Consider the following 24,353-nt stretch of genomic DNA (forward strand, 5'->3'; position numbering starts at 1 on the left):
CCATCCCGGCCGCGTGCATGCTATAAGGACGTGACGCTCGCACATCGCCATGTCCCATCCACAGAACCTGTTGTCCAGCGCCGCCACGTTGCGCAAACGCCTGCAAATGCGCCATCTGCGGCTGGTGCTGGCGCTGGCCGGCCATGGCACGCTGCGCGGTGCCGCCGACCAGCTGGCATTGACCCAGCCGGCGGCCACCAAGGCGCTGCAGGAACTGGAGGACATCGTCGGCGCGCTGCTGTTCACCCGCCACGCCCGCGGCATCGCACCGACGCTGTTCGGCGAAGCGCTGATCCGCTATGCGCGCGTGGTCCTCTCCGACCTCGATGCGCTGCGCGACGAGTTTGCCGCGATCGCCGTGGGCGAGGTCGGCAAGGTGCGGATCGGCGCCATCCTGGCGCCGGTGCCCGACCGGCTTACCGGCGCCATCAACGGACTGAAGGCGCGCTACCCGCAATTGCATATCTCGCTGCAGGTGGATACCAGCGACGTGCTGGTGCAGGCGCTGCGGCAGGATGCCCTCGACTTGGTGGTGGGCCGCATCCCGGCGGACGCGCTGGCGCAAGACCTGGCCTTCGAGCCGCTGTGCGAAGAGACCTTGTCCGTCGTCGCCGGTACCGCGCATCCGCAGGCCGGCAAGCGTACCTTGCGGCTGGCTTCGCTGGCGCGCTATCCGTGGATCATCCAGCCGGCCGCCAGCCCGATGCGGCAGATCATCGACCAGGCGTTCCGCGACGCGCGCGTGCCGCCGCCCGAGGATGTCATCGAGACCTCCTCCATCATGGCAACGCTGCCCTTGCTGGCCGCCAGCGAGCGCGTGGCGGTCGTGCCCGACGCGATCGCGCGCTACTTTGCCGCACTGGGCGCGCTGGCGATCCTGCCGGTGGCGATGCGGGGCCGGCTGGTGCCCTATGGCCTGGTCACGCGCAAGCGCCGGGCCTCCACGCCGGGCATGCGGCTGCTGGCCGATGCGCTGCACGCGGCCTGCGCATCCGGCCAGCCCGGCCCTACGCCTGCGCGCCGCCGTCGCGCCGGTTAGGCGACTGGATGCCGTAGCGTTCCATGCGCCGGTACAGCGTCATGCGGCTGATGCCGATCTGGCGCGCGACCGCGCTCAGGTTCCAGCCCGAAGCGCGCAGGTATTGCATCAGCAGCATGCCCTCGGGGGGCAGCTGGTGCGGGTCGAACGGCGCGGTGGCGTCGTGGTCCGGGGCGCGATCCGCCGAGGCCGGCACGGCGGTTGCGGCAGCCGGTACGGCCGCGCCGGCCACGGCATCGGGCAGGTCGTGCACGTCGATATAGCCACCGCTGCAGACTGCGCGCGCGTACTCCAGCACGTTGCGCAGTTCCCGCAGGTTGCCCGGCCAGCGGTGGCGGCGCAGCCGCTCGCTCGCCGCCGGCGACAGCGTCACCGGTGCGCCGGCGCCTTCCTGCAGCAGCTTGCGCACCAGCCAGTCCAGGTCGGTGCGCTCGCGCAGCGGCGGCAGCTCGAAGCGCGCGCCGTTCAGGCGGTAGTAAAGATCCTCGCGGAAGCGGCCTTCGGCGACCAGCTGCTCCAGGCGATGGTGCGTGGCCGAGATCACGCGCAGGCGCACCGGTACCGGCCGCGCGGCGCCAACCGGCAGCACCTCGCCCTCGGCCAGCACGCGCAGCAGCCGCGACTGCAGTTCGCGCGGCATGTCGCCGATCTCGTCCAGGAACAGCGTGCCGCCGTCGGCCTCCTGGATCAGCCCGCGCTTGCCGCGCGAGCCGGCGCCGGAGAAGCTGTTGGGCAGGTGGCCGAACAGCTCGCTCTCGATCAGCGTCTCGGGAATCGCCGCGCAGTTCACCGCGACAAAAGGCCCGGCGCGGCGCGCGCTGGCCTGGTGCAGCGCCTTGGCGAAGAACTCCTTGCCGCTGCCGGTTTCGCCCTGGATCAGCAGGTGGATCGGCGAATCGACCAGGCGCGCGGCGCGCTCCAGCTGTTGTGCCAGCGCGGCGTCGCCGCCGCTGAGCGCGGCCAGCGGCGCCGGCATCGCCACCGGCACCGGGGCTGCGGGCGCCTGCCATCCCAGCGCGGGCGGCATCACGCTCAGGTACAGCAGGCCGCCGCTGCGGTTGAGCGCGACCAGCCGCTGCTCGCTGGGCCGCGAGTAGACATAGCGGCCCAGGTCTTCCAGCCGGGCATCGAACAAGGTCTCGAACGGCTGCCCGAGCACGGTGGCGCCCGGCATGCCCGCCAGTTCGGTCTCCAGCATCAGGCGGGCGCGATGGTTGTGGCCGACGATGCGTCCGGCATCGTCGAGCGCCAGCAGGTATTCCGGGTTGACGTCGACAAACTCGGGGGCGACGTTCAGCTTCAGGATCCAGTCGCGCCGGTGCGCGCGCAGGAAGTTGGCGTTCTCGATATGCGCGGCGTAGATGCGCACCATCTGCAGCGCCAGGCCCTGGCTGTCCTTGGCCTGCGGCGAGACCAGCGCCGAGATGTCGAGGATCGCGTGCAGCTTGCCGTGCGTGTCGAACAGCGGCGCCGCGGTGCAGGTCAGCGGGATATGGGTGGCGTCGAAATGGTCGGCCTGGTGCACGGTCAGTGCCTGCCCGGTGACCAGCGCGGTGCCGACCGCGCAGGTGCCGGCGCCGCTCTCGCTCCATTCCGCACCGAGGTAGAGGCCGGCGTGGCGCAGCGCGGCATCGCTGTGGGTATCGCCGATATAGTCGACCGTGACACCCTGCGCATCGGTCAGCAGCACCACGTAGCTCAGCGCGGCCACCTGCGCGTGCAGGCTCTGCAAGCCGTGGCGGGCGATGCGGGCGAAGTCGTCGATGCGTTCCTGGTGTTCGCGCAGGCGCGTCTGCGGCAGGATGCGCGCCTCCTGCATGCGCGAGGGATCGAGCCCGTACTGGTGCACGCAGCGCCGCCATGAATTCTGGATGATGGCGTCATGCGCGATGCGCTCCGCGAGCAGGGCTGGCGGGGATAGATAGGCGGTGGCCTGGACCACCGTCTCGATGTGCTCGCGTTGCCGCAGGTCCATCGCTGTCTCCTGTCGTCGCTGCCCTCGCCCCCGCGGGCTTGCCTGGGACGGTGGATCGGGCGAACTATGCGGGCGCGTGCCTGGCTGGCCACGCCTCTGTCTGGTGTCGGCCTTCTAATGTATCCGAGCGCCTCGGCGCCATGCAAACCCGAACCGGCAGGAAATGAAAGACAGCGGCCGGCGCACGCCGCAAGTGCGGCGTGCGCCATACCGAACGGCTAGAGCGTCGCGTTAGCCTGGAGGCCGCGCGCGGCAGTGGCTGCGATCTCGAACGATCGCAGCCGCGCCTGGTGGTCGAAGATCTGGCCGGTGATCATCAGCTCGTCCGGCTGCAGGTCATCGACAAAGCGCTGCATGCCGGCGCGGACCGCATCCGGGTCGCCCACCACCGAGCAGGCCAGCGAGCGCCGGATATGGTCCGCCTCGCTCTCGTTCCAGAGCGCTTCGATATCGTCGACCGGCGGGCGCAGCTGCCCCGGCGTGCCGCGCACCAGCGCCAGGAACTGTTGCTGCAGCGAGCTGAACAGCCGGCGCGCCTGGTCGCCGGTATCGGCCGCGAACACATTGAGGCCGAGCATCACGTAGGGCCGGTCCAGCGTTTCCGACGGGCGGAAGGTGCGCCGGTACAGGTCCAGCGCCTGGCGCATGAAGCCCGGCGCAAAGTGCGAGGCGAAGGCGAACGGCAGCCCCATCGCCGCGGCCAGCTGCGCGCTGAACAGGCTCGAGCCCAGCAGCCAGATCGGCACCTTCAGGCCCGCGCCGGGAACCGCGCGCAGGCGCTGGCCCGGGCGCACGTCGTCGAAGTAGGCCTGCAGCTCTTCCACGTCCTGCGGGAAGGTGTCGGCGCTGTCGCTGGCGAGATGGCGGCGCAGCGCGCGTGCGGTGGCCTGGTCGGTGCCGGGCGCGCGGCCCAGGCCCAGGTCGATGCGGCCCGGATAGAGCGAGGCCAGCGTGCCGAACTGCTCGGCGATCACCAGCGGCGAATGGTTCGGCAGCATCACGCCGCCGGAGCCCACGCGAATGCTTTGCGTGCCGTTGGCGACATAGCCGATCAGCACCGCGGTGGCGGCGCTGGCGATGCCGGGCATGTTGTGGTGCTCGGCCAGCCAGTAGCGGTGGTAGCCCAGTTGCTCGGCATGGCGCGCCAGGTCGAGCGAGTTGCGCATGGCCTGGCCGGCATCGCTGCCTTGCGGGATGGGGGCGAGGTCGAGCACCGAATAGGCGATGCCGTTGCCGGCGGGGAGAGAGTCGCGATTCATGTCGTGGTCGGGCCGGCGGCGGGCGGCATAGGCCACACGTGCGCCGCCCGCTGCAATGCGGATGGTTCGCTATGGTAGTGAGCCTGCGCGGATCGTGCTGGCGGCGGCATTGCGGCCCTGCGGGCGGCGTGGGTATCGCTCGCGCGGCAGGGCCGCAGCCGGGCTGCCGCATGCCCTTACCATTCAGCCCGATGCGAACGAACGATCGATGACTCTCAAGACACTTCGAGGCCGGCTCGGCGCGCCATCACGCCAGCAGCGCCTTGCCTGCTTCACCGCCCAGCACGCGCTTGCCGATTGCATGCCCCAGGGCCCGGTAGCTCTCCCATTGCGCCTCGTCGAAGAACTGGTCGCCGGTGCCTTGCTGCGGAAAGTCCGGGTGCGTGGCGCCATAGTGCCGCACGTCGGCCGGCGCCCATGACACCAGCCGCGGCTTGATCAGCACGATGCGGCAGACGCGCACGCGCGGCGCCGCGCAGGCGGGGTCGGTGCGGAACACGTCGAGCAGCACCGCGCATTTGTCGGCGGCGCCGGCCGGCTGGCCCGGCCCGAAATCGTCCGGCACGCCGAAGACGCGGCTCAGCACCGGGTGCGTGGTGGCGGCCTCGGTATCGACGACGATCTCCAGCCCATGGTCGATGCGCGCAAGCCGGATCAGGTTGGCAAGGTCGCCGAAGCGATAGTCGGGATCGGCGCCGCAGTCGCACAGCACGATCAGCGCGACGTCCCGGCCGGGGCGCAGCAGCTCGTAGACGGCGGTGTTGTCGAAATGGCCGCCGTCCGACAGATACTGCCAGCCGCGCCGCGTGCCATGGAAGCGCGCGCTCAGCTCGCATCCCAGGTAATACTGCGTGCGGAAGATGCCCGCGGCCAGCCACGGATGCGTGGCGCGTTCGGGATGGCGCCAGCGCTCGCCCTCGCGCCCGCCGCGGCGCGCGTAGCGGGCCGGGAACGACGGCCACCACGTGCCCAGCCGCAGGTTGGCCAGCCCCAGCAGCAACGATGTGCCGAGCGTGGTGGCTCGGCCCAGCCCGGTGGACACCGCCGCGCCCGAGATCGCGATCCAGTCGCCCACCGTCAGCGCTTGCGCCAGCTTGCCCGACGCCGGCCATGACGCATCCGGGCAGCACTGCCAGCCATCGACGGTGAAGCGCGCATAGGCGTCCGGCGCGATCGCGCCCGCCGCGCCCGGCTGCGGCAGGCCGGCACCCGGTGCCAGGCACAGCGGCTTGCCCTTGCGGTCGCGCTGGACCAGCTGCTCGGCCGGATCGACGGTCAGGTTCAGCGTCACGTTGATCAGGTGCAACGGCGCGAGCACGTGCGGATCGTAGTAGGCATTGAGGCTGAGCTGGTCGCCGGGCACGGGTTCGGCCACGCTGAAGCGCGCGCGCCGGCGCCGGTCCGCCGCCGGATCGGGATCGTGCGCGGCAAAGCGTTCGCCGTTGGACGCGCCGAGGTAGGCGCGTGTGAGCCGTGCCGCGTAGAAGGGCTGCAGCGTGGACAGGTTCAGGAAGCCGGTAAAGCGGCCGGCGACCAGCGCCAGCACCAGCGCCACCACCGTCAGCGTGGCCAGCGCCGGCCCGGTGTAGGCGGTGCCATACACCAGCCAGTCGACCGGCTCGCGCCCATTCCAGCGCACCCACAGCACCAGCCACGACCACAGCACGTACAGCAGCAGCGCCAGCACCGCCGCGGCCGCCCCGGCCAGCAGCGAGACCGGCAGGCGTGCCCACAGTGCGCGCCAGGCCGTGGCGGCGCTGCCCTTGCGACCTTCGTCGAGCCGGCGCGCGCCGTAGCGCACCAGCCAGACCAGCACGCCCAGGGCGCTCGCGGGCAGCGCCACGCTCCACGGATGGCCGGCGGCCTGGGCATACAGGTAAGAGGTGCGCGCGACGGTATCGGCCACGCCCAATGCCGCCAGCCACAGCGTCAGGGTGACCGCCGTGCGCAGCGCGCGCGTGGCGCGCACGCGATAGCCGGACACCGTGCGCGGCTCGCCCTGCAGCATCACCAGGCAGGCCAGCACGCCAAGCCAGGTGAGCACGCCCAGCGCGGCAAACAGCTGCGCCGGCAGCGGCCGCGCCCCGATCCGTTCCGACCAGTACGCGGCGGCGAGCAACAGCAGTCCCAGCAGCGTCGCCACCATCGGCGCGGGGCTGAAGAAGCGGCCCGGCGCCTGCGGTTCGCTGGCGCGGGGATAGACCAGCCAGTACGCCAGCCCGGGCGGCACCGCGCCGAGCACCGCCGTGGCCAGCGGCAGCCACAGCAACGGGCTCCACCAGATCGCGCATTCGCCCTGGTTGAAGGCCTGGCGCGCATCGTGGAGCAGGTCCATCTCGTAGCGTCCGAAGCCGTACCACGCGCCCGCCGCGCCGTGCAGCAGCAGCGCCAGCAGCGACAGCAGCACCAGCAGCGCGCTGCCGATCACGTAGTGCATCGCCAGCCAGTTGCGCGCCACCAGCGCGGCGGCATAGAGGTTGTCGCCCGCGCCCGTGGGCGACAGGTAGCGGCCGTTCTCGCGCAGCCACGCGACCGCGCCGCGGCCGGGATCGGCGGCATAGGAGACCGAGGTGTGGATGCGGCCCGGCGGCTCGCATTGCAGCGTGTGGTAGGCGTCGGCGGCAGCCTGGACCGGACCCGCGCCGCGGCGCAGGCGCCCCGGCACGAACAGGCTGACGAAAAAGGCGCCGAGGTAGCCACCGCCGCTGACGGTCGACAGGTAATCGAACTGCGCCAGCAGAGAAGCCAGCCCGGGAACGGTCTGCGCCGGGGTGGCCGCGCTCGCCGCGGGTGTCTGGGGCGCGTCGCCGCGCGGGGTCGCCGCGGTCGTGTCTGCCGGCATGTCGGTGCCGGCCAGCGCCTGCATCACGCCAAGGCAAAAGGTGGCGCTGCGGATGCCGCCGCCGGACAGCGCCAGCGCCCAGTGGCGCTGGCCCTCTTGCGTGCGCGGCGCGATGCCGAGCAGGCGGCGGCGGTGCGCGATGCGGGCCGCTTCGTCGCCGTAACCGTGGTCTTCCGCAGCCATGGGCGCCTCCCGTAGCAGTCGGCCTGCGCCAAGTATAGGCAACGGCGCATGGTCGATATTCCGCTGCAGCCCGCGGCTCAGCGTGCCGTCGCCTGGCCCGGTCCGGGATGGGTGACGGCGGGCGGCACGGTGGCGCCGTGCCGCCGCTTCCATTCATCGAAGCCGCCGGCCAGCGCCCAGGTCCTGGGATAGCCGGCCACGCGCAGGCGTTCGGCCAGCAGCGCCGCGGACATCTCGTTCGGGCAGGCGCAATAGACCACGATGTCGGCCTCGGCGGGCGCCACGCCGAGCGCGTCGAGGCTGTCGAGCGCCCCCTGCATGTCGAGCACCATCGAGCCGGGAATGCGCTCCATCGGCAGGTCGCCATGGGCGCGTACGTCGATCACGAGCGGCAGCGCGCCGGCCAGCCGGCGCGATTCCAGTTCATCCACACTCATGCGCGGCACGCGCTTCGTGATGCGCAGCAGCCGCAGGCGGCGCCACGAGCGCCACGCCAGGAACACCAGGAAGGCCCCCACCACCGCCGCCAGCGCCATGTGGCCGTAGGTGCTGAAGCCCTCGAGAATGGCATCGATGAAGTCGCTGAACACCACGCCGATCAGCAGGCCGCTGCCGGCCCACACCAGCGCACCGATCGCATCGTAGAACAGGAACAGCGGCAATGGCGTGCCGGTCATGCCGGCCATCGCGGTCGACAGCGCGCCGGCACCCGGCAGCAGCTTGGCCACGACCAGCGAGCGCGGCCCCACGCGCAGGTACAGCGACTGGGTCTGGCGGATGCAGGAGTCGGGCGAGATCGATACCTTGCAGATGGTGCGCAGCATCGGCTGGCCCAGCCGGCGCCCGGCGAAGTACCAGCCGGTATCGGCAATCAGGCAGGCGGCGATGACCGCGGCCAGCACCGCGCCGATCGACGGCCCGGTCTCCTGCACGCCCAGCGCGCCGGCGACGAACAGCATCGGATAGGCCGGCACCGGCAGGCCCGCCTGCTCGACCAGTACGTTCAGGAACACCAGCATCAGCCCGTGGTTTTCCAGCAAGGCCTGTAACTCTCCCACCGCGCTCTCCCCTTTGGTCCAGGACGCCAGTGTGCCAGCCGCGGGATCGCCGTGGCGCGGAACCTTTGCATGGTCGATTCAAATTGGCTGGTGGATACTGCAGCACGGGACCTACGTTGTCCTACAACAACGGCTGCGGGCCCATACACCTCCTGACCGGCCGGGAAGCACACAGCAGCCCACCCGCGAGCCGCTTCGCCGGGCTCCCGGTTAACCCGGGGTACATCTCCGACCTATTGCCTTCGCCAGCCTTATGTCATACGATGACTGATAACTCGACTGATCTTCCGCCGGTCAGCCGCCTCTGCCACCCGGGCCCTTGGCCCGCCCCGGATTGCCGCAATGCTCGCACCGAACGAACTCAAGCAAATCGTCTCCGAAGGCCTGCTGTCCTTCCCCATCACCGACTTCGACGCCCAGGGCGACTTCGCGCCGAAGTCCTACGCAGCGCGCCTCGAGTGGCTGGCACCCTATGGCGCCACCGCGCTGTTCGCGGCCGGCGGCACCGGCGAATTCTTCTCGTTGACGCCGCAGGACTACTCCGCCGTGGTCGATACCGCCGTGCGAACCTGCGCCGGCAAGGTGCCGATCCTGGCCGGCGCCGGCGGCCCGACCCGCACCGCCATTGCCTATGCGCAGGAAGCCCAGCGCCTGGGCGCCGCCGGCGTGCTGCTGCTGCCGCACTACCTGACCGAAGCCAGCCAGGACGGCATTGCGGCCCACGTCGAAGAAGTCTGCAAGGCGGTCGATATCGGCGTGATCGTCTACAACCGCGCCAATTCGAAGCTCAACGCCGACCAGCTGGCCCGCCTGGCCGGGCGCTGCCCCAACCTGATCGGCTTCAAGGATGGCGTGGGCGACATCGAAGCGATGGTCAGCATCCGCCGCAAGCTGGGCGACCGCTTCTCCTACCTGGGCGGCCTGCCGACCGCCGAGGTCTATGCCGCGGCCTACAAGGCGCTGGGCGTGCCGGTGTATTCGTCGGCGGTGTTCAACTTCATCCCCAAGACGGCGATGGACTTCTACCGCGCCATCGCCGCGGACGACCACGACACCGTGGGCCGCCTGATCGACGACTTCTTCCTGCCCTACCTGGCCATCCGCAACCGCAAGGCCGGCTATGCGGTCAGCATCGTCAAGGCGGGCGCGCGCCTGGTCGGCCGCGACGGCGGTCCCGTGCGCGCGCCGCTGACCGACCTGACCGGCGAGGAGATGGAGATGCTGGGCGCGCTGATCAACCAGCTCGGCGCGCAGTAACCCGGCGCGCGGACGGCCAGCGCGCCGTCCCCCGCCGCGCATTCCGACCAGCCGGCCGCGGGGCGCATGCCCTGCGGCCGGTTTCCCGTTCCAAACGCTGACAAGGACCTTTCATGCAAATCACCGGCGACATGCTGATCGGCGCGCAAGCCGTGCGCGGTACCGAGGCCACGCTGCAGGCGATGAATCCCGCCACCGGCGCGGCGATCGGCCCTGACTTCCACGGCGGCGGCGAGGCCGAGGTCGAGCGCGCCTGCGCGCTGGCCGGGGCGGCCTTCGACACGTACCGCAACACCACGCCCGAACAGCGCGCGGCCTTCCTCGAGGCCATCGCCGCGGGCATCGAGGCGCTGGGCGACACGCTGATCGAGCGCGCCCACCTGGAAAGCGCGCTGCCGATCGCGCGCCTGCAAGGCGAGCGCGGCCGCACCGCCGGGCAGCTGCGCCTGTTCGCCACGGTGCTGCGCGAGGGCCGCTGGCAGCAAGCCACCTTCGACCCCGCGCTGCCCGAGCGCAACCCGCCGCGCCCGGACCTGCGCATGCAGCGCATCGCCATTGGTCCGGTTGCGGTGTTCGGCGCCAGCAACTTCCCGCTGGCCTTCTCCGTGGCCGGCGGCGACACCGCCGCCGCGCTGGCCGCGGGCTGCCCGGTGGTGGTCAAGGCGCACCCGGCGCACCTGGGCACGTCCGAGCTGGTCGGGCGCGTGATCCAGCAGGCGGTGCGCGACGCCGGCCTGCCCGAGGGCGTGTTCTCGCTGCTGGTGGGCGCGGGCAATGCCATCGGCACGGCGCTGGTGTCGCATCCGGCGATCCAGGCGGTGGGCTTTACCGGCTCGCGCGCCGGCGGCATGGCGCTGATGCGCGCCGCCAACGCGCGCCCGCAGCCGATCCCGGTGTACGCCGAGATGAGCAGCATCAACCCGGTGTTCCTGCTGCCCGCCGCGCTCGAGGCGCGCGGCGAGGAGATCGGCCGCCAGCTGGTCGATTCGCTGGTGCTCGGGGTCGGCCAGTTCTGCACCAACCCCGGACTGGTGATCGGCGTCGAAGGCCATGCGCTGGACAAGTTCCGCGCGGCGGCGCTGGGCGCGCTGCAAGGCAAGCCGGCGGCCACGATGCTGACACCCGGCATCCATGCCGCGTATCAGCAGGGCGTGGCCCGGCTCGCATCGCTCGATGGCTTGCAGCGCATTGGCCACGGCGTGGACGCCAGCGGCGCAAACCAGGCCCGGCCGGAAATGTTCGAAACCACCGCCGCGCGGTTCCTGGCTAACCACCGCATGCAGGCCGAGGTGTTCGGCCCGTCGACGGTGCTGGTGGTGTGCCGCGATCTGGACGAGATGCTGACCGTGGCGCGCGAGCTCGAAGGGCAGCTGACGGCGACGATGCAGCTCGACGACGCCGACCACGCCGCCGCGCAGCGCCTGCTGCCGGTGCTGGAGCGCAAGGCCGGGCGGGTGTTGTGCAATGGCTATCCCACCGGCGTCGAGGTGGCGTACGCGATGGTCCATGGCGGGCCGTTCCCGGCGACATCGGATGTGCGTACGACTTCGGTGGGTGCCACGGCGATCGACCGGTTCCTGCGGCCGGTTTGCTATCAGAACCTGCCGCAGGCTTTGCTGCCGGCGGCGCTACGGAAATAACGAGAGCTGTCGAGATATGCCCCGCCTGGTGCGGGGCTTTTTGCTTTTTGGAAGGGGCACAAAGCTACGCTCCCAGCGATATGCCGCAGGCCTTCCCAATCCCGACTGGGTGCTCCCTCTCCCGCAAGCGGGAGAGGGGAGAAAACACACGCTACTTATAGCCTTCAAAAAAAAACGGCCCGCATGCGAGCCGTCCTTTGCCAACACCCACGCATCAGGCCTCCAGCTTGATCCCCGCCTGCTTCACCACCCCCGCCCAGCGCGATTGCTCGGCAACGAAGAACTTGCCCGTTTCCCCCGGCGTCATCGTCACCACTTCGGCGCCCTGCGCCACCAGCTGGGCACGCAGTTCAGGCGCGCGAATAATGCGGATCAGCTCGGCGCTGATGCGCGCCACCAACGCGTCGGGCATGCTGGCCGGGGCCATCACGCCCTGCCAGGTGCCCGACTCGAAGTTCGGCACGCCCTGCTCGGCGATGGTCGGCACGTTTTGCAGCAGCGGCATGCGCGTGCGCTTGGATTGCGCGATCAGCTTGAGCTTGCCCGACTGCACATGCGGCAGCGTGGCGAGCATGCCGTTCATCAGCACCTGGGCACTGCCGCCGACGGTGTCGGCAATCGCCTGCGAGCCGCCCTTGTACGGCACGTATTGCCACTTGGCGCCCGTGGCCTGCTCCACCGCCACGCCGGCCAGGTGCGGCGCGCTGCCGATGGCGGTGACGGCAAAATTGAGCTGGCTGCGCTGCGACAGCGCCACCAGCTCCTTCACGCTGGTCACCTGCACCGACGGATGCACCACCAGCAGATGCGGCGAATACGCCAGCATCGACACCGGCTTCAGGTCTTTGGCGATATTGAAGGTCAGCTTGGTATAGACCGACGGGCTGATGGCCAGCGCGCCGATATCGCACAGCAGCAGCGTATGGTTGTCGGTGGCCTGCGCCACCAGCGCCGCGCCGACATTGCCGTTGGCACCGGGGCGGTTGTCGACCACCACCGACTGGCCCAGCGCCTCGCCCAGTTGCTTGCTGATCAGGCGCGCGATGATGTCGGACGAGCCACCGGCGGTGTACGGCACCACCAGGCGGATCGGCCGGCTGGGCCAGTCCGCGGCGTGCGCGGCCGGCGACAGGCCGGCGAGCGGCGCGGCGGCGAGGCCCGCGGCCAGGGCGGAGGATTGCTTGAGGAAGTTGCGGCGTCCGTAGGTCATGCTGTGTCTCCTGTCGAGGGCGCGCGCCGGCCCGGCGCGATGCACGTGCCGGGCCGGCGTGGTCGGTGTTTTGGTATCGGGTTTATGCGGCGGCTTTCAGTCCAGCGCGATCTTGCCCTTCTCGATCACGGTCTTCCAGCGCTGCAGCTCCTGCGCCTCGAACTGGTTGAATTGCTCGGGGCTGTTGGCCACCACCTCGAAGCCGCTTTCGGACAGCTTCTGGCGCATCTTCGGGTCGTTCAGCGACGACACCAGCGCGCCGTGCAGGCGGCTCTTGATCTCGGGCGGCAGGCCGCGCGGCGCTGCCACGCCCTGCCACGAGTAGACCTCGACATCCTTGATGCCGGCCTCGGCCATGGTGGGCACATTGGGCAGCACCGGCGAGCGCTTGTCGGAAGTTACCGCCATGGCCTTGAGCTTGCCGGCACGGATGTGCTGCAGCACCGCGTTGACGTTCTGGAACGACACGTCCACCTGGCCCGCCAGCAGGTCCGAGATGGCCGGGCCGCCGCCCTTGTAGGGCACGTGCAGGCCGTCGGTGGCGCTCTTCTGCCAGAACAGCGCCGCGGTCAGGTGGTCGGACGAGCCGGCGCCGGACGAGGCAAAGCTGACCTTGCCCGGGTTCTTCTTCATGTAGGCCACCAGTTCCGCGAGGGTGTTGGCCGGAAAATTCGGGTTGGCCACCAGCACGTTGGGCGCGCGCACCGCCACCGTCAGCAGGTCGAAGTCCTTGGCCGGGTCATAGGCCAGGTTCTTCTGCAGGAACGGATTGACCGCATAGACGCCGATCGACGCCACCATCATGGTGTAGCCGTCGGCCGGCGCGCGCTTGACGTAGGTGGCGCCGATGGCGCCGGTCGCGCCGGGGCGGTTGTCGATCACGAACGGCTGGCCCAGCTTCTCGTTGAGCGGCACCGTCAGCATGCGCGCGATGGCGTCGCTGGAGCCGCCCGGCGGGAACGGCACCACCACCGATACCGGACGTTGCGGCCAGTCCTGCGCCGCGGCGCCGGCCGGGGCGCTGAAGGTCAGCGCCGCGACCGCGGCGACCGAGCCGAGCGCGAAGGCGCGCAGCCAGTAAGGCAGGCGCGGCGCGCCCTGGCGTTGGAAGGTGTACATCGTTGTCTCCTGCAGTGTTCTTGATGAGAAAGGCCGGCCGCCCCGAGGGTCGGCCATGGCCGCGGGCGTCGTCGCCGGTGCCGCGTCAGCGCACCATGCACGGCGCCTTGTTGTTGAACTTCCAGCCGGGGATCAGGAACTGCATCGCCGCGGCATCGTCGCGCGCGCCCAGGCCCTTGCGCTGATACAACTCGTGCGCGCGCGCCAGTGCATCCGGGTCGAGCTCGACGCCCAGCCCCGGGGCCCTGGGCACCTGCACCAGCCCGCCTTCGATCTTCAGCGGGTTGCGGGTCAGGTGTTCGCCGTCCTGCCAGATCCAGTGCGTGTCGATCGCGGTGACGCGTCCCGGCGCGGCCGCCGCCACGTGCGTGAACATCGCCAGCGAGATATCGAAGTGGTTGTTCGAGTGCGAGCCCCACGTCAGGCCCCACTCGGCACACATCTGGGCCACGCGCACCGAGCCCTGCATGGTCCAGAAGTGCGGGTCGGCCAGCGGGATGTCGACCGACTGCAGCCGCACCGCATGCCCCATCTGGCGCCAGTCGGTGGCGATCATGTTGGTGGCGGTGGGCAGGCCGGTGGCGGTGCGGAATTCGGCCATGATCTCGCGGCCCGAGTAGCCGTCCTCGGCGCCGCACGGGTCTTCGGCATAGGCCAGCACGCCGCGCTTGTCGCGACACAGGCGCACGGCTTCCGCCAGCGACCAGGCGCCGTTGGGATCCAGCGTGATGCGCGCCCTGGGAAAGCGCTCGGCCAGCGCCACGATCGCTTCCATCTCTTCGTCGCCGCGCAGCACGCCGCCCTTGAGCTTGAAGTCATTGAAGCCGTAGCGCTCATACGCCGCTTCGGCCAGGCGCACCACCGCCTCGGGCGTCATCGCCGCTTCATTGCGCAGGCGGAACCACGCGTTGTCCGCGTCAGGCTCGGTGCGGTAGTCCAGCGTGGTGCGCTGGCGCTCGCCGATATAGAACAGGTAGCCCAGCATCTCCACGGCGTCGCGTTGCTGGCCTTCGCCCAGCAGCGCGGCCACCGGCACCTCCAGGTGCTGGCCGAGCAGGTCGAGCAAGGCCGCCTCCAGCGCCGTGACGGCGTGGATGGTGATGCGCAGGTCAAAGGTCTGCAGGCCGCGGCCGCCGGCATCGCGGCCGGCAAAGGCCGCGCGCACGCGGTTCAGCACGGCCTGGTACTGGCCGATGGGCTGGCCCACCAGCAGCGGGCGCGCGTCTTCCAGGGTCTGGCGGATGCCTTCGCCGCCCGGCACTTCGCCGACGCCGGTATGGCCGGCGCTGTCGCGCACGATCACGATATTGCGCGTGAAGTACGGGCCATGGGCGCCCGACAGGTTCATCAGCATGCTGTCATGCCCGGCGACGGGCACCACGGTCAGTTCGGTCACGACCGGGGTGTGGGCGGACGCCATGGGGGCGGCGGTAAGGCTCATTTCGGGACTGTCTCCGGCATTGCCCGGGCGTACGATTCTTCACCCCAGGTCTGTCTTGCGTATGTTATCTGTCATCGTATGACTGATAACCCAGTATAATGAGGCCATCTCAGACCGGTCAAGTCCGGGAAAGCCCGCCCGTATCCCGTCTTCGTACGTAGCCGCCATGCCGAACGCCCAGCCCCTCGCGCCGCCCCCGAGTTCCGCCCCCACCCCGTTGCGCCGCCGCGGCCGCACGCTTGCCGAGGAAGTCGTACAAGCCCTTGGCGAAGAGATGCGCCAGGGCCAGCTCAAGCCCGGCGACAAGCTGCCCACCGAATCCGAGATCATGGCCACCCTGGGCGTGAGCCGAACCGTGGTGCGCGAGGCGCTGTCGCGGCTGCAGGCCAGCGGGCTGGTGGAGACGCGCCACGGCATCGGCACGTTCGTGCTGGAACGCCCGGCGGAGGCGCCGTCGCCGTTCCGGATCGGGCCGGACACGCTGGGCACGGCCATGGATGTGATGGCAATGCTGGAATTCCGCGTCAGCGTGGAAGCCGAGGCGGCAGGCCTGGCGGCAGCGCGCCGCACCGACGCGCAACTGGCGGCGATGCGCCAGGCGCTGGACGAGCTCAAGCATGGCGCCGGGGCGGGCAATGACGCGGTGGAAAGCGACTTCGCCTTCCACCTGGCCATCGCGCGCGCCACCGGCAACCGCTATTTCACCGACATCATGGGCCACCTGGGAACCATGGTGATCCCGCGCAGCCGGCTGCAGGTCAACACGCCCGAGCGCGTGCAATACCTGGAGCGGGTCAGCATCGAGCACGAGAACATCTACGACGCGATCGAGCGCCGCGACTCCGACGCCGCCAAGGCCGCCATGCGCATGCACCTGACCAACAGCCGCGAGCGGCTGCGCAAGGCGTCCGGTTCGGCCGGTTCGGCCGGCCCGCAAGGCTGAGGCGGGACGCGCATGCGGCGGGCATGCGCCGGCAAGTCATACGATGTCTAATGAATAGTGACGCGCGCCGCGCTAGGGTGTCAGCCGGCAGCGGCGCGCGAAGTCGACCAGTTCGACCAGCGACGACACCTGCAGCTTGTTCATGATGCGGGCCTTGTAGCTGCTCACGGTCTTGTTGCTGATAAAGAGGCTTTCGCTGATGGCCTTGTACGACATGCCGCGCGCCAGCATCTGCAGCACCACCAGTTCCTTGTCGGACAGCCGCCGCAGCATCTCGTCGTCGGCGGACATCGACTGGCGCGGCGCGCCGCCGCGGCCCAGCACCGGAAACACGGTATAGCCGGCCAGCACCGCCTCGACCGCGCGCAGGATTTCCTTGATGTCCTGGGTCTTGCTGACGAAGCCCTGCGCGCCCGCCTGCCACGAGCGGCTGACGAACACGGCGGGGTCCAGCGCCGTCACCACCAGGATGCGCACCTGCGGATGGATCGCGCGCAGGCGCGGCGCCACGTCGAGCCCGCTCGAGCGCGGGATGTCGAGGTCCAGCAGCACCAGGTCCGGCATGCGTGCGCGCACCATTTCGATGGCGCATTGCCCGTTGTCCGCCTCGATCACCTCGTCGACGCCAAGCAGTTGCGACAGATGGTGCCGAAGCACCAGCCGCATCGCCGGATGGTCGTCAACGATCAGGATGGTTGTCATGCGCGGGGTCCAGGTTCTAGGCAGGCATCGGCTGAGGCAACATCCCGATGCTGGAACGGGCTGGCAGGAACGGCGCACGCCGGTGCGCGATGCCACGCCAGTATAGGGAGCCGCAGGCGCGCGCAGGATGGGAGGAATCCGCTTCGGTTGCAGCGAAAATCCTAGGCCGGCCTCAGACGCGCGGGCCGTCCGCGCGCCGCCCCCAAACCCGTGCCCCTGCCCGCGGCAGGGGCAACGGGGAGCGGCCAGTGGTGCTACTCTATCCGGGCGTGTTTCATCCATGGAGAACACTGTGCCCCGCAAGACCCCCATCGAGCGCTACCGCAATATCGGCATCAGCGCGCATATCGACGCCGGCAAGACCACGACGACCGAGCGCATCCTGTTCTACACGGGCGTCAACCACAAGCTGGGCGAAGTGCACGATGGCGCGGCCACCATGGACTGGATGGAGCAGGAGCAGGAGCGCGGCATCACCATTACCTCGGCCGCCACCACCGCCTTCTGGAAAGGCATGGCGGGCAACTATCCCGAGCACCGCATCAACATCATCGATACGCCGGGGCACGTCGACTTCACCATCGAAGTCGAGCGCTCCATGCGCGTGCTGGACGGCGCCTGCATGGTCTACGACGCCGTCGGCGGCGTGCAGCCGCAATCCGAGACGGTCTGGCGCCAGGCCAACAAGTACGCGGTGCCGCGCATCGCGTTCGTCAACAAGATGGACCGCATCGGCGCCGACTTCTTCCGCGTGCAGGCGCAGATCGCCGAGCGCCTGCGCGGCCGCGCCGTGCCGATCCAGATTCCGCTGGGCGCCGAGGACCACTTCCTGGGCGTGGTCGACCTGGTCAAGATGAAGGCCATCGTCTGGGACGAGGCCAGCCAGGGCGTGCGCTTCGAGTACCAGGAGATTCCGGCCGAACTGCTCGCCACCGCGCAGGAATGGCGCGACAGGATGGTCGAGGCCGCCGCCGAGGCCGACGAGGCGCTGCTCAACCAGTACCTGTCCGGCGAGCCGCTGAGCGAAGCGCAGATCAAGCAGGGTCTGCGCAAGCGCACCATCGCCAACGAGATCGTGCCGATGCTGTGCGGCAGCGCCTTCAAGAACAAGGGCGTGCAGAGCATGCTGGACGCGGTGATCGACTACCTGCCGTCGCCCGCCGACGTGCCCGCCATCCTCGGCCACACCGAGGATGACCGCGAGGCCGAGCGCCACCCCAGCGACGACGAGCCGTTTGCCGCGCTGGCATTCAAGATCATGACCGACCCCTTTGTCGGCCAGCTGATCTTCTTCCGCGTGTATTCCGGCGTGGTCAACTCCGGCGACAGCGTCTACAACCCGCTCAAGGGCAAGCGCGAGCGCCTGGGCCGCATCCTGCAGATGCACGCCAATGTGCGCCAGGAGATCAAGGAAGTGCGCGCCGGCGACATCGCCGCGGCGGTTGGCCTGAAGGAAGCCACCACCGGCGACACGCTGTGCGACCCCGACAAGGTCATCATCCTGGAGCGCATGAGCTTCCCCGAGCCGGTGATCTCGCAGGCGGTGGAGCCGAAAACCAAGGCCGACCAGGAGAAGATGGGCATCGCGCTGAACCGGCTGGCACAGGAAGACCCGTCGTTCCGCGTGACCACGGACGAGGAATCCGGGCAGACCATCATCTCGGGCATGGGCGAGCTGCACCTGGAAATCCTGGTCGACCGCATGCGGCGCGAATTCGGCGTCGAGGCCTCGGTCGGCAAGCCGCAGGTGGCGTACCGCGAGACCATCCGCCAGACGGCGCGCGACGTCGAGGGCAAGTTCATCAAGCAGTCGGGCGGGCGCGGCCAGTACGGCCACGTGGTGCTGAACCTCGAGCCGATGCCGCATGGCGGCGGCTACGAGTTCGTCGACGCGATCAAGGGCGGGGTGGTGCCGCGCGAGTTCATTCCCGCGGTGGACAAGGGCATCCGCGAGACCATGCAGTCGGGCGTGCTGGCCGGCTACCCTGTGGTCGACATCAAGGCCACGCTGGTGTTCGGCTCCTACCACGATGTCGACTCGAACGAAAACGCGTTCCGCATGGCGGGCTCGATGGCGTTCAAGGAAGGCATGCGCCGCGCCCGGCCGACGCTGCTCGAGCCGATGATGGCGGTCGAGGTGGAAACGCCCGAGGAATTTACCGGCAACGTGATGGGCGACCTGTCGTCGCGGCGCGGCATGGTGCACGGCATGGAAGATATCGCCGGCGGCGGTGGCAAGATCGTGCGCGCCGAAGTGCCGCTGGCGACCATGTTCGGCTACTCCACCACGCTGCGCTCGCTGACGCAGGGACGCGCGACCTTCACCATGGAGTTCAAGCACTACGCCGAGGCGCCGGCCAATGTGGCGGAAGCAGTGATCTCGGCGAAGCGGGTGGGCTGACGATGGTTTCGGGCGGCGGACTTCCCTGACGTTGGCGGCGCCCCACCCCGACCCGCTCCCGCATGCCGCGCCGGTTACCGCTACGGGGGGCCAGCGGCGGCGCGGACGCGTTGTTTTTGCAAGCCTCGGGAAAGAATTACCTCCGGCGGGGGCGCCAGCGGGTGCCGCCGCGCGGCGCTCCACGTGGAAACCGCGCCAAAGCGGCGCAGGCATGGTCATTGCGCACGCCAAGCATTCCACCGTCTCGCGACAAGGAGCACAGCATGCAAACCCAACCTCCCAGCAGTGAAGGCGCAGCCATCGTCGGTTCCGGCGTGGGCGAAGGCCCGGGCCCGGAAGTGATGGCGGCTTCCAGCCTGGATGGCACCAAGGCCTATTCGTCCGACGGCGAGCATGTCGGCACGATCTCCGAGATCATGCTGGACGTGCCGCACGGGCGCATAGCCTATGCGGTGCTGACCACCGGCGGGTTCCTCGGCATTGGGGACACGCTGCACGCCATCCCATGGAACGCGCTGGTCATGGATACCGACGAAAAGTGCTTCCGGATCGCCGTGACGGCGGACCGGATCAAGTCCGCGCCGGGCTTCAACAAGGACAGCTGGCCGAGCATGGCCGACCCGCAATGGGGCAAGTCGCTGCACGAATATTACGGGCGCGACCCGTACTGGGTCGCTCCGCCGCTGTAAGCCGATTGCAGCACGCTGCCAGCCAGGGCCGCGAGTGCGCCGCGACAGGCGCCTCGCGGCCCGCTTGCATTGCAGGGCAAGGCTAGGCACAGTCTGCGAAGACGCGCGGGCCGGACCCGGGGCCGGCGTGCCCGAGAGACGACCATGAGGACACCCGCCGCCAGCATGACGCCCCTGCCATCTCCGCCGCCCCCGGGCGAAACCGCAACTGCCGGCCCCAGCACAGCGTCCGCCGCGCCCGGCGACAGGCCCGGCTTTCTTGCCGGCGGCGGCGAGATGGGCGCGCTGATGCGCGGCTTCGACTGGGACGCCACCCCGCTCGGCCCCCCGCAAGGCTGGCCGCACAGCCTCCGGACCGCGATCCGCATCATGCTGACCTCGCGCCAGCCGATCTGGATCGGCTGGGGCGACGCCCTGCACTTCTTCTACAACGACGCCTACAAATCGATCATCGGCGGCAAGCACCCCGGCGCGCTGGGACAGCCCACCTCGGTGGTCTGGCGCGAGATCTGGCCCGAGATCGCCCCGCTGCTGGCCACCGCGATGACCGGCAGCGAGGGCACCTTCGTCGAGCAGAAGCTGCTGGTCATGGAGCGCAACGGCTACCCCGAGGAGACCTACTACACCTTCTCCTACAGCCCGGTGCCGGACGACCACGGCGGCACCGGCGGCATCATCTGCGCCAACAGCGACGACACCGAACGCGTGCGGGCCGAGCGCCAGCTGAATGTACTGCGCGACGTGGCGGCAACGGCCAGCGAGGCGCGCGCGTGGCGCGATGCCTGCGCGCGGGCCATGGCGGCGCTGTCGTCGGACCCGCGCGACATCGTGTTCGCGCTGCTGTACATCGCCGAGCCCGGCGCGCGCACGCTGCAACGCACCGGCGCCATCGGCATCGATGACGGCCACCCGGGCGCGCCTGCGCAGATCGCGCTGGACGCGCACTGGCCATGGCCCGTGGCCGAAGTGCTGGCACAGCAGCAGCCGGTGCTGCTCGACGGCCTCGCCGAGCGCTTCGCCGTGCCGCTGCCGGGTGGTGCCTGGAGCGTGGCGCCGTCGCGCGCGGCGGTGATCGAGGTGGCGCCATCGGGCAGCGCGTCGCATCGCGGCGTGCTGGTGGTGGGCCTGAACCCGTTCCGCCTGTTCGACGAGCGCTACCGCAGCTTCCTGACGCTGGCGGCCGGGCAGATCGGCGCCGCCATGCACTCGGCGCTGGCCTATGAGGCGGAGCGCAAGCGTGCCGAGGCGCTGGCCGAGATCGACCGCGCCAAGACCGCGTTCTTTTCCAACATCAGCCATGAATTCCGCACGCCGCTGACGCTGATGCTGGGCCCGCTCGAGGAACTGGTGCGCCGCGCCGGTCCCGGCGAGGACCGCGCCATGCTGGAGATGACGCATCGCAACGGGCTGCGCCTGCTCAAGCTGGTCAATGCGCTGCTGGATTTCTCGCGGATCGAGTCCGGCCGCGTGACGATGCGGCGCCAGCCCACCGACGTGGCCGCGCTGACGGCGGACCTGGCCTCGCTGTTCCGCGCGAGCGTGGAAGCGGCCGGCATCACGCTACGGGTCGACTGCCCGCCGCTGTGCCCGCCGCTGGCACGCGCCGTGGCGGTGGACCGCGACATGTGGGAGACCATCGTGCTGAACCTGGTCTCCAATGCCTTCAAGTTCACCTTCGCCGGCACCATCGCCGTGACCGTGGCGCCGCAGGGCGACGACGCCGTGGTGCTGACCGTGCGCGACACCGGCATCGGCATCCCGGCGGCGGAACTGCCGCGCATCTTCGAGCGCTTCCATCGCGTCGAAGGCGCCCAGGGCCGCACCATCGAAGGCAGCGGCATCGGCCTGGCGCTGGTGCAGGAACTGGTGCGGCTGCACGGCGGCACCATCGACGTACAGAGCACACCCGGCGCGGGCACCTGTTTTACCGTGCGCCTGCCGGCCGGCGCGGACGCGGCCATGGATGCGGCCATGGATGCGGCCACTGCGGTGGCCACGGCGGCTGATGCCGCGCCCCCGGCCAGCAGCGTGCAGGCGCGCGCCTATGTCGAGACCGCGCTGCGCTGGCCGCAGGCGCAGATGCCGCCGGCATCGAGCGTGGCAGCGGAAGACCTCCCTTTGCCCTCCGCGCAGCCCGTGGCCGAAGCCGACGCCGGCGAGGCGGCGCGTGCCGGCGCACTGGTGCTGGTGGTGGACAACAACGACGACCTGCGCGACTACATGCGCCGCCTGCTGGGCGCCGCCGGCCATCGCGTCGCCGTGGCGGCCGACGGCGAGGCGGCGCTGGCGCTGGCGCGCGCGCACGCGCCGGCCCTGGTGGTATCGGACGTGATGATGCCGCGCCTGGATGGCTTTGGCCTGGTGCGCGCGCTGCGCGGCGATGCGGCGCTGAGCGACACGCCGGTGCTGCTGCTGTCGGCCCGCGCCGGCGAGGAGGCGCGCGTCAGCGGCCTGGGCAGCGGCGCCGACGACTACCTGGTCAAGCCCTTCTCCGCACGCGAGCTGCTGGCGCGCGTGGCCAGCAACCTGCGCCTGTCGGCGCTGCGCCGCGCCAGCGAGCGTCGCCTGCAGGAACTCAACGCCTCGCTGGAGCGCCGCGTCGCGCAGGCCGTGGCCGACCATGACCGGCTGTGGGAGCTGAGCGAAGACCTGCTCATCGTGGCGCGCTTCGATGGCTGCCTGCAGCGGGTCAGCCCGGCGTGGACGCGCACGCTCGGCCACGCGCCGCAGCAGGTGCTGGGACGCGCCTATTTATCGTTCATCTACCCCGACGACCTCGCCGGCGCCAGTGCGCAACTGGACGCCCTGCGCCACGATGGCATGCCGGTGCGCTTCGAATGCCGGCAGCAGCGCGCCGACGGTGCATTGCGCTGGTTGGCCTGGACGCTGTCGGTCGATCCGGCCAACGGCCATATCCACGGCGTCGGCCGCGACGTCACCGGCGACCGCGCAGCCCAGGCCGCGCTGCGCCACGCCGACGAGGCTCTGCGCACGGCGCAGAAGATGGAGTCGATCGGCAACCTGACCGGCGGCGTCGCGCACGACTTCAACAACCTGCTGCAGGTGATCGGCGGCAACCTGCAGTTGCTGGCGCGCGACCTGGCCGGCGATGACCGCGCCGGGCCGCGGCTGCGCAACGCGCTGGCCGGCGTCGCGCGCGGCGCCAAGCTGGCGTCGCAGCTGCTGGCGTTCGGGCGGCGCCAGCCGCTGGCGCCCCGGGTGGTGAACCTGGGCCGGCTGGTGCGCACGCTGGACGACATGCTGCGCCGGGCGCTGGGCGATGGCATCGAGATCGAAACAGTGGTGTCGCCCGACCTGTGGAACACGCTGGTCGATCCGTTCCAGGTCGAGAACGCGCTGCTGAACCTGGCGATCAACGCGCGCGACGCCATGCACGGCCACGGGCGCCTGACCCTCGCGGCGCGCAATGCGCTGCCTGGCGAAGCCACCGGCGAAGCGGCGGCGGCCGCGCCGATGCAGTACGTGCTGCTGTCGGTCACCGACACCGGCGTGGGCATGCCGCCCGAGGTGCAGGAACGCGTGTTCGAGCCCTTCTTCACCACCAAGCCCGAGGGCCAGGGCACCGGGCTGGGCCTGAGCATGGTCTATGGCTTCATCCGCCAGTCCGACGGACACGTGAAGATCTCCAGCGAGCCCGGGCACGGCACCACGGTCACGCTGTTCCTGCCGCGGGTGCTCCAGGACGAAGACCCGGATATCGAACCGGACGCGGGCCCGGCGCGCGGCGGCAGCGAAACGGTGCTGGTGGTCGAAGACGACGAGGACGTGCGCGCCACGGTGGTCGAGATGCTTGCCAGCCTGGGCTACCACGTGCTGCGCGCGCGCGACGCGCACAGCGCGCTGGCCATCGTCGAGCGCGGCGTGCCGGTGGACCTGCTGTTCAGCGACGTGGTGATGCCCGGCCCGCTGCGCAGCACGGAACTGGCGCGCAAGCTGCGCGAACGCCTGCCCGACGCGGGTGTGCTGTTTACGTCGGGTTATGCCGACAGCGCCATCGTGCATGACGGCCGTCTCGATGCCGGCATCGAACTGCTCAGCAAGCCCTATACCCACGAGGCGCTGGCGCGCAAGGTGCGCCACGTGCTGGCCCACCGTGGCCAGCGCGCCGGGGAGGCCGGGCAGGGCCGGCCCGCGCCGCCGCGCGTGCTGTGCGTGCTGTGCGTCGACGACGATGCGCTGGTGCGCGCCGGCACCGCGGAAGTGCTGCGCGCCCATGGCATGCACGCGCTCGAAGCGGACGGCGAGGCCGAGGCGCTCGCCTTGCTGGACGGCAATGCGGTGGATGTGCTGCTGACCGACGTGGCGCTGGCCGGGGAATCCGGCGTGGACCTGGCGCTGGCGGCGACTGTGCGCCAGCCGGGGCTGGGCGTGGTGTTTGCCACCGGCTACGCGCTGGAGCTGACGCCGGCACAGCGCGCCGAGCTGGGTGCGGTGGCGGTGCTGCGCAAGCCATATCCGGCGCAGGCGCTGCTCGAGGTGCTGCGCGATGTCGCTGGCGATATCCCAGGCGATGCCCCTGGCCAGGCCGAAGCGCCCGGCCGCCCGCAACCGGCAAGTTGAGCGGCGGCGCCAGC

The 24,353-nt window shown here is 70.3% G+C and carries 15 protein-coding genes; 7 read left to right on the top strand and 8 right to left on the bottom strand.

Translation table 11 applies throughout. The features are described from left to right. The first annotated feature begins 49 nt into the window (after positions 1-49). Positions 50-1,039, top strand: a complete 990-nt coding sequence (locus tag A3AG_RS0113775) for a LysR family transcriptional regulator (protein WP_018005973.1) — start codon at positions 50-52, stop codon at positions 1,037-1,039. On the opposite strand, the gene A3AG_RS0113780 is transcribed toward A3AG_RS0113775, so the two are convergent. From A3AG_RS0113780 to A3AG_RS0113795, 4 genes are all read right to left on the bottom strand, one after another. After that, positions 1,008-3,014 carry a sigma-54-dependent Fis family transcriptional regulator gene (locus A3AG_RS0113780; RefSeq protein ID WP_018005974.1) on the bottom strand — a complete coding sequence of 669 codons (2,007 nt, stop codon included), beginning with the start codon at positions 3,012-3,014 and terminating at the stop codon, positions 1,008-1,010. The two genes, A3AG_RS0113775 and A3AG_RS0113780, sit on opposite strands and share 32 nt — an antisense overlap. A 218-nt stretch (positions 3,015-3,232) precedes the next feature. Then, positions 3,233-4,273 (bottom strand): LLM class flavin-dependent oxidoreductase, encoded by a 1,041-nt coding sequence (locus A3AG_RS0113785; RefSeq protein ID WP_035848781.1) that lies wholly within the window; start codon positions 4,271-4,273, stop codon positions 3,233-3,235. A 247-nt stretch (positions 4,274-4,520) separates the two neighbouring features. Next, positions 4,521-7,298, bottom strand: a complete 2,778-nt coding sequence (locus tag A3AG_RS0113790) for a hypothetical protein (RefSeq protein ID WP_018005976.1) — start codon at positions 7,296-7,298, stop codon at positions 4,521-4,523. A gap of 77 nt (positions 7,299-7,375) precedes the next feature. Next, positions 7,376-8,356 carry a DedA family protein/thiosulfate sulfurtransferase GlpE gene (locus tag A3AG_RS0113795; RefSeq protein WP_018005977.1) on the bottom strand — a complete coding sequence of 327 codons (981 nt, stop codon included), beginning with the start codon at positions 8,354-8,356 and terminating at the stop codon, positions 7,376-7,378. Between the two features lie 342 nt (positions 8,357-8,698). Between A3AG_RS0113795 and kdgD the strand changes: the two genes are divergently transcribed. Both kdgD and A3AG_RS0113805 read left to right on the top strand, forming a co-directional pair. Next, the gene (kdgD, locus tag A3AG_RS0113800) at positions 8,699-9,613 is read left to right on the top strand and encodes a 5-dehydro-4-deoxyglucarate dehydratase (RefSeq protein ID WP_026164170.1); all 915 of its coding nucleotides are present in this window, start codon (positions 8,699-8,701) and stop codon (positions 9,611-9,613) included. A 113-nt stretch (positions 9,614-9,726) separates the two neighbouring features. Further along, entirely contained in the window at positions 9,727-11,253 is a 1,527-nt protein-coding gene (locus A3AG_RS0113805) for an aldehyde dehydrogenase (NADP(+)) (protein WP_018005978.1), read from the top strand. A 214-nt stretch (positions 11,254-11,467) separates the two neighbouring features. Here A3AG_RS0113805 and A3AG_RS0113810 read toward each other — a convergent pair whose 3' ends face one another. The 3 genes from A3AG_RS0113810 to gudD form a co-directional block, all read right to left on the bottom strand. Then, complete coding sequence (locus A3AG_RS0113810; protein ID WP_018005979.1) at positions 11,468-12,463, bottom strand: Bug family tripartite tricarboxylate transporter substrate binding protein; 996 nt, start codon at positions 12,461-12,463, stop codon at positions 11,468-11,470. 96 nt (positions 12,464-12,559) lie between these two features. Next, positions 12,560-13,582: a Bug family tripartite tricarboxylate transporter substrate binding protein gene (locus A3AG_RS0113815; protein ID WP_018005980.1), complete on the bottom strand. Its 1,023-nt coding sequence runs from the start codon at positions 13,580-13,582 to the stop codon at positions 12,560-12,562. 85 nt (positions 13,583-13,667) lie between these two features. After that, positions 13,668-15,023 (bottom strand): glucarate dehydratase, encoded by a 1,356-nt coding sequence (gene gudD / locus A3AG_RS0113820; RefSeq protein ID WP_018005981.1) that lies wholly within the window; start codon positions 15,021-15,023, stop codon positions 13,668-13,670. Between the two features lie 166 nt (positions 15,024-15,189). Here gudD and A3AG_RS0113825 point away from each other — a divergent pair, with 166 nt between their 5' ends. Further along, positions 15,190-15,966, top strand: coding sequence for a FadR/GntR family transcriptional regulator (locus tag A3AG_RS0113825; RefSeq protein WP_026164171.1), 777 nt, complete (start codon positions 15,190-15,192; stop codon positions 15,964-15,966). 72 nt (positions 15,967-16,038) lie between these two features. On the opposite strand, the gene A3AG_RS0113830 is transcribed toward A3AG_RS0113825, so the two are convergent. Continuing rightward, a complete protein-coding gene (locus A3AG_RS0113830) occupies positions 16,039-16,668 on the bottom strand; it encodes a response regulator transcription factor (protein ID WP_026164172.1) in 630 nt (209 codons plus the stop codon). 292 nt (positions 16,669-16,960) lie between these two features. On the opposite strand from A3AG_RS0113830, the gene fusA reads away from it, so the two are divergent. The 3 genes from fusA (at position 16,961) to A3AG_RS0113845 (ending at position 24,339) form a co-directional block, all read left to right on the top strand. Further along, a complete protein-coding gene (fusA, locus tag A3AG_RS0113835) occupies positions 16,961-19,069 on the top strand; it encodes an elongation factor G (RefSeq protein WP_020384459.1) in 2,109 nt (702 codons plus the stop codon). A gap of 263 nt (positions 19,070-19,332) precedes the next feature. Beyond that, entirely contained in the window at positions 19,333-19,758 is a 426-nt protein-coding gene (locus A3AG_RS0113840; protein WP_018005984.1) for a PRC-barrel domain-containing protein, read from the top strand. Positions 19,759-19,902: 144 nt separating this feature from the next. Further along, entirely contained in the window at positions 19,903-24,339 is a 4,437-nt protein-coding gene (locus tag A3AG_RS0113845; RefSeq protein WP_026164173.1) for a response regulator, read from the top strand. Positions 24,340-24,353 lie beyond the last annotated feature (14 nt).

Source organism: Cupriavidus neocaledonicus, assembly GCF_000372525.1.
Classification (GTDB): domain Bacteria; phylum Pseudomonadota; class Gammaproteobacteria; order Burkholderiales; family Burkholderiaceae; genus Cupriavidus; species Cupriavidus neocaledonicus.

Excerpts from the sequence above, each read along its gene's own strand:
- A3AG_RS0113775 (WP_018005973.1), top strand. The coding sequence starts at position 50 with ATGTCCCATCCACAGAACCTGTTGTCCAGCGCCGCCACGTTGCGCAAA.
- A3AG_RS0113780 (WP_018005974.1), bottom strand. The coding sequence starts at position 3,014 with ATGGACCTGCGGCAACGCGAGCACATCGAGACGGTGGTCCAGGCCACC.
- A3AG_RS0113785 (WP_035848781.1), bottom strand. The coding sequence starts at position 4,273 with ATGAATCGCGACTCTCTCCCCGCCGGCAACGGCATCGCCTATTCGGTG.
- A3AG_RS0113790 (WP_018005976.1), bottom strand. The coding sequence starts at position 7,298 with ATGGCTGCGGAAGACCACGGTTACGGCGACGAAGCGGCCCGCATCGCG.
- kdgD (WP_026164170.1), top strand. The coding sequence starts at position 8,699 with ATGCTCGCACCGAACGAACTCAAGCAAATCGTCTCCGAAGGCCTGCTG.
- A3AG_RS0113805 (WP_018005978.1), top strand. The coding sequence starts at position 9,727 with ATGCAAATCACCGGCGACATGCTGATCGGCGCGCAAGCCGTGCGCGGT.
- A3AG_RS0113810 (WP_018005979.1), bottom strand. The coding sequence starts at position 12,463 with ATGACCTACGGACGCCGCAACTTCCTCAAGCAATCCTCCGCCCTGGCC.
- A3AG_RS0113815 (WP_018005980.1), bottom strand. The coding sequence starts at position 13,582 with ATGTACACCTTCCAACGCCAGGGCGCGCCGCGCCTGCCTTACTGGCTG.
- gudD (WP_018005981.1), bottom strand. The coding sequence starts at position 15,023 with ATGAGCCTTACCGCCGCCCCCATGGCGTCCGCCCACACCCCGGTCGTG.
- A3AG_RS0113825 (WP_026164171.1), top strand. The coding sequence starts at position 15,190 with ATGCCGAACGCCCAGCCCCTCGCGCCGCCCCCGAGTTCCGCCCCCACC.
- A3AG_RS0113830 (WP_026164172.1), bottom strand. The coding sequence starts at position 16,668 with ATGACAACCATCCTGATCGTTGACGACCATCCGGCGATGCGGCTGGTG.
- A3AG_RS0113840 (WP_018005984.1), top strand. The coding sequence starts at position 19,333 with ATGCAAACCCAACCTCCCAGCAGTGAAGGCGCAGCCATCGTCGGTTCC.
- A3AG_RS0113845 (WP_026164173.1), top strand. The coding sequence starts at position 19,903 with ATGAGGACACCCGCCGCCAGCATGACGCCCCTGCCATCTCCGCCGCCC.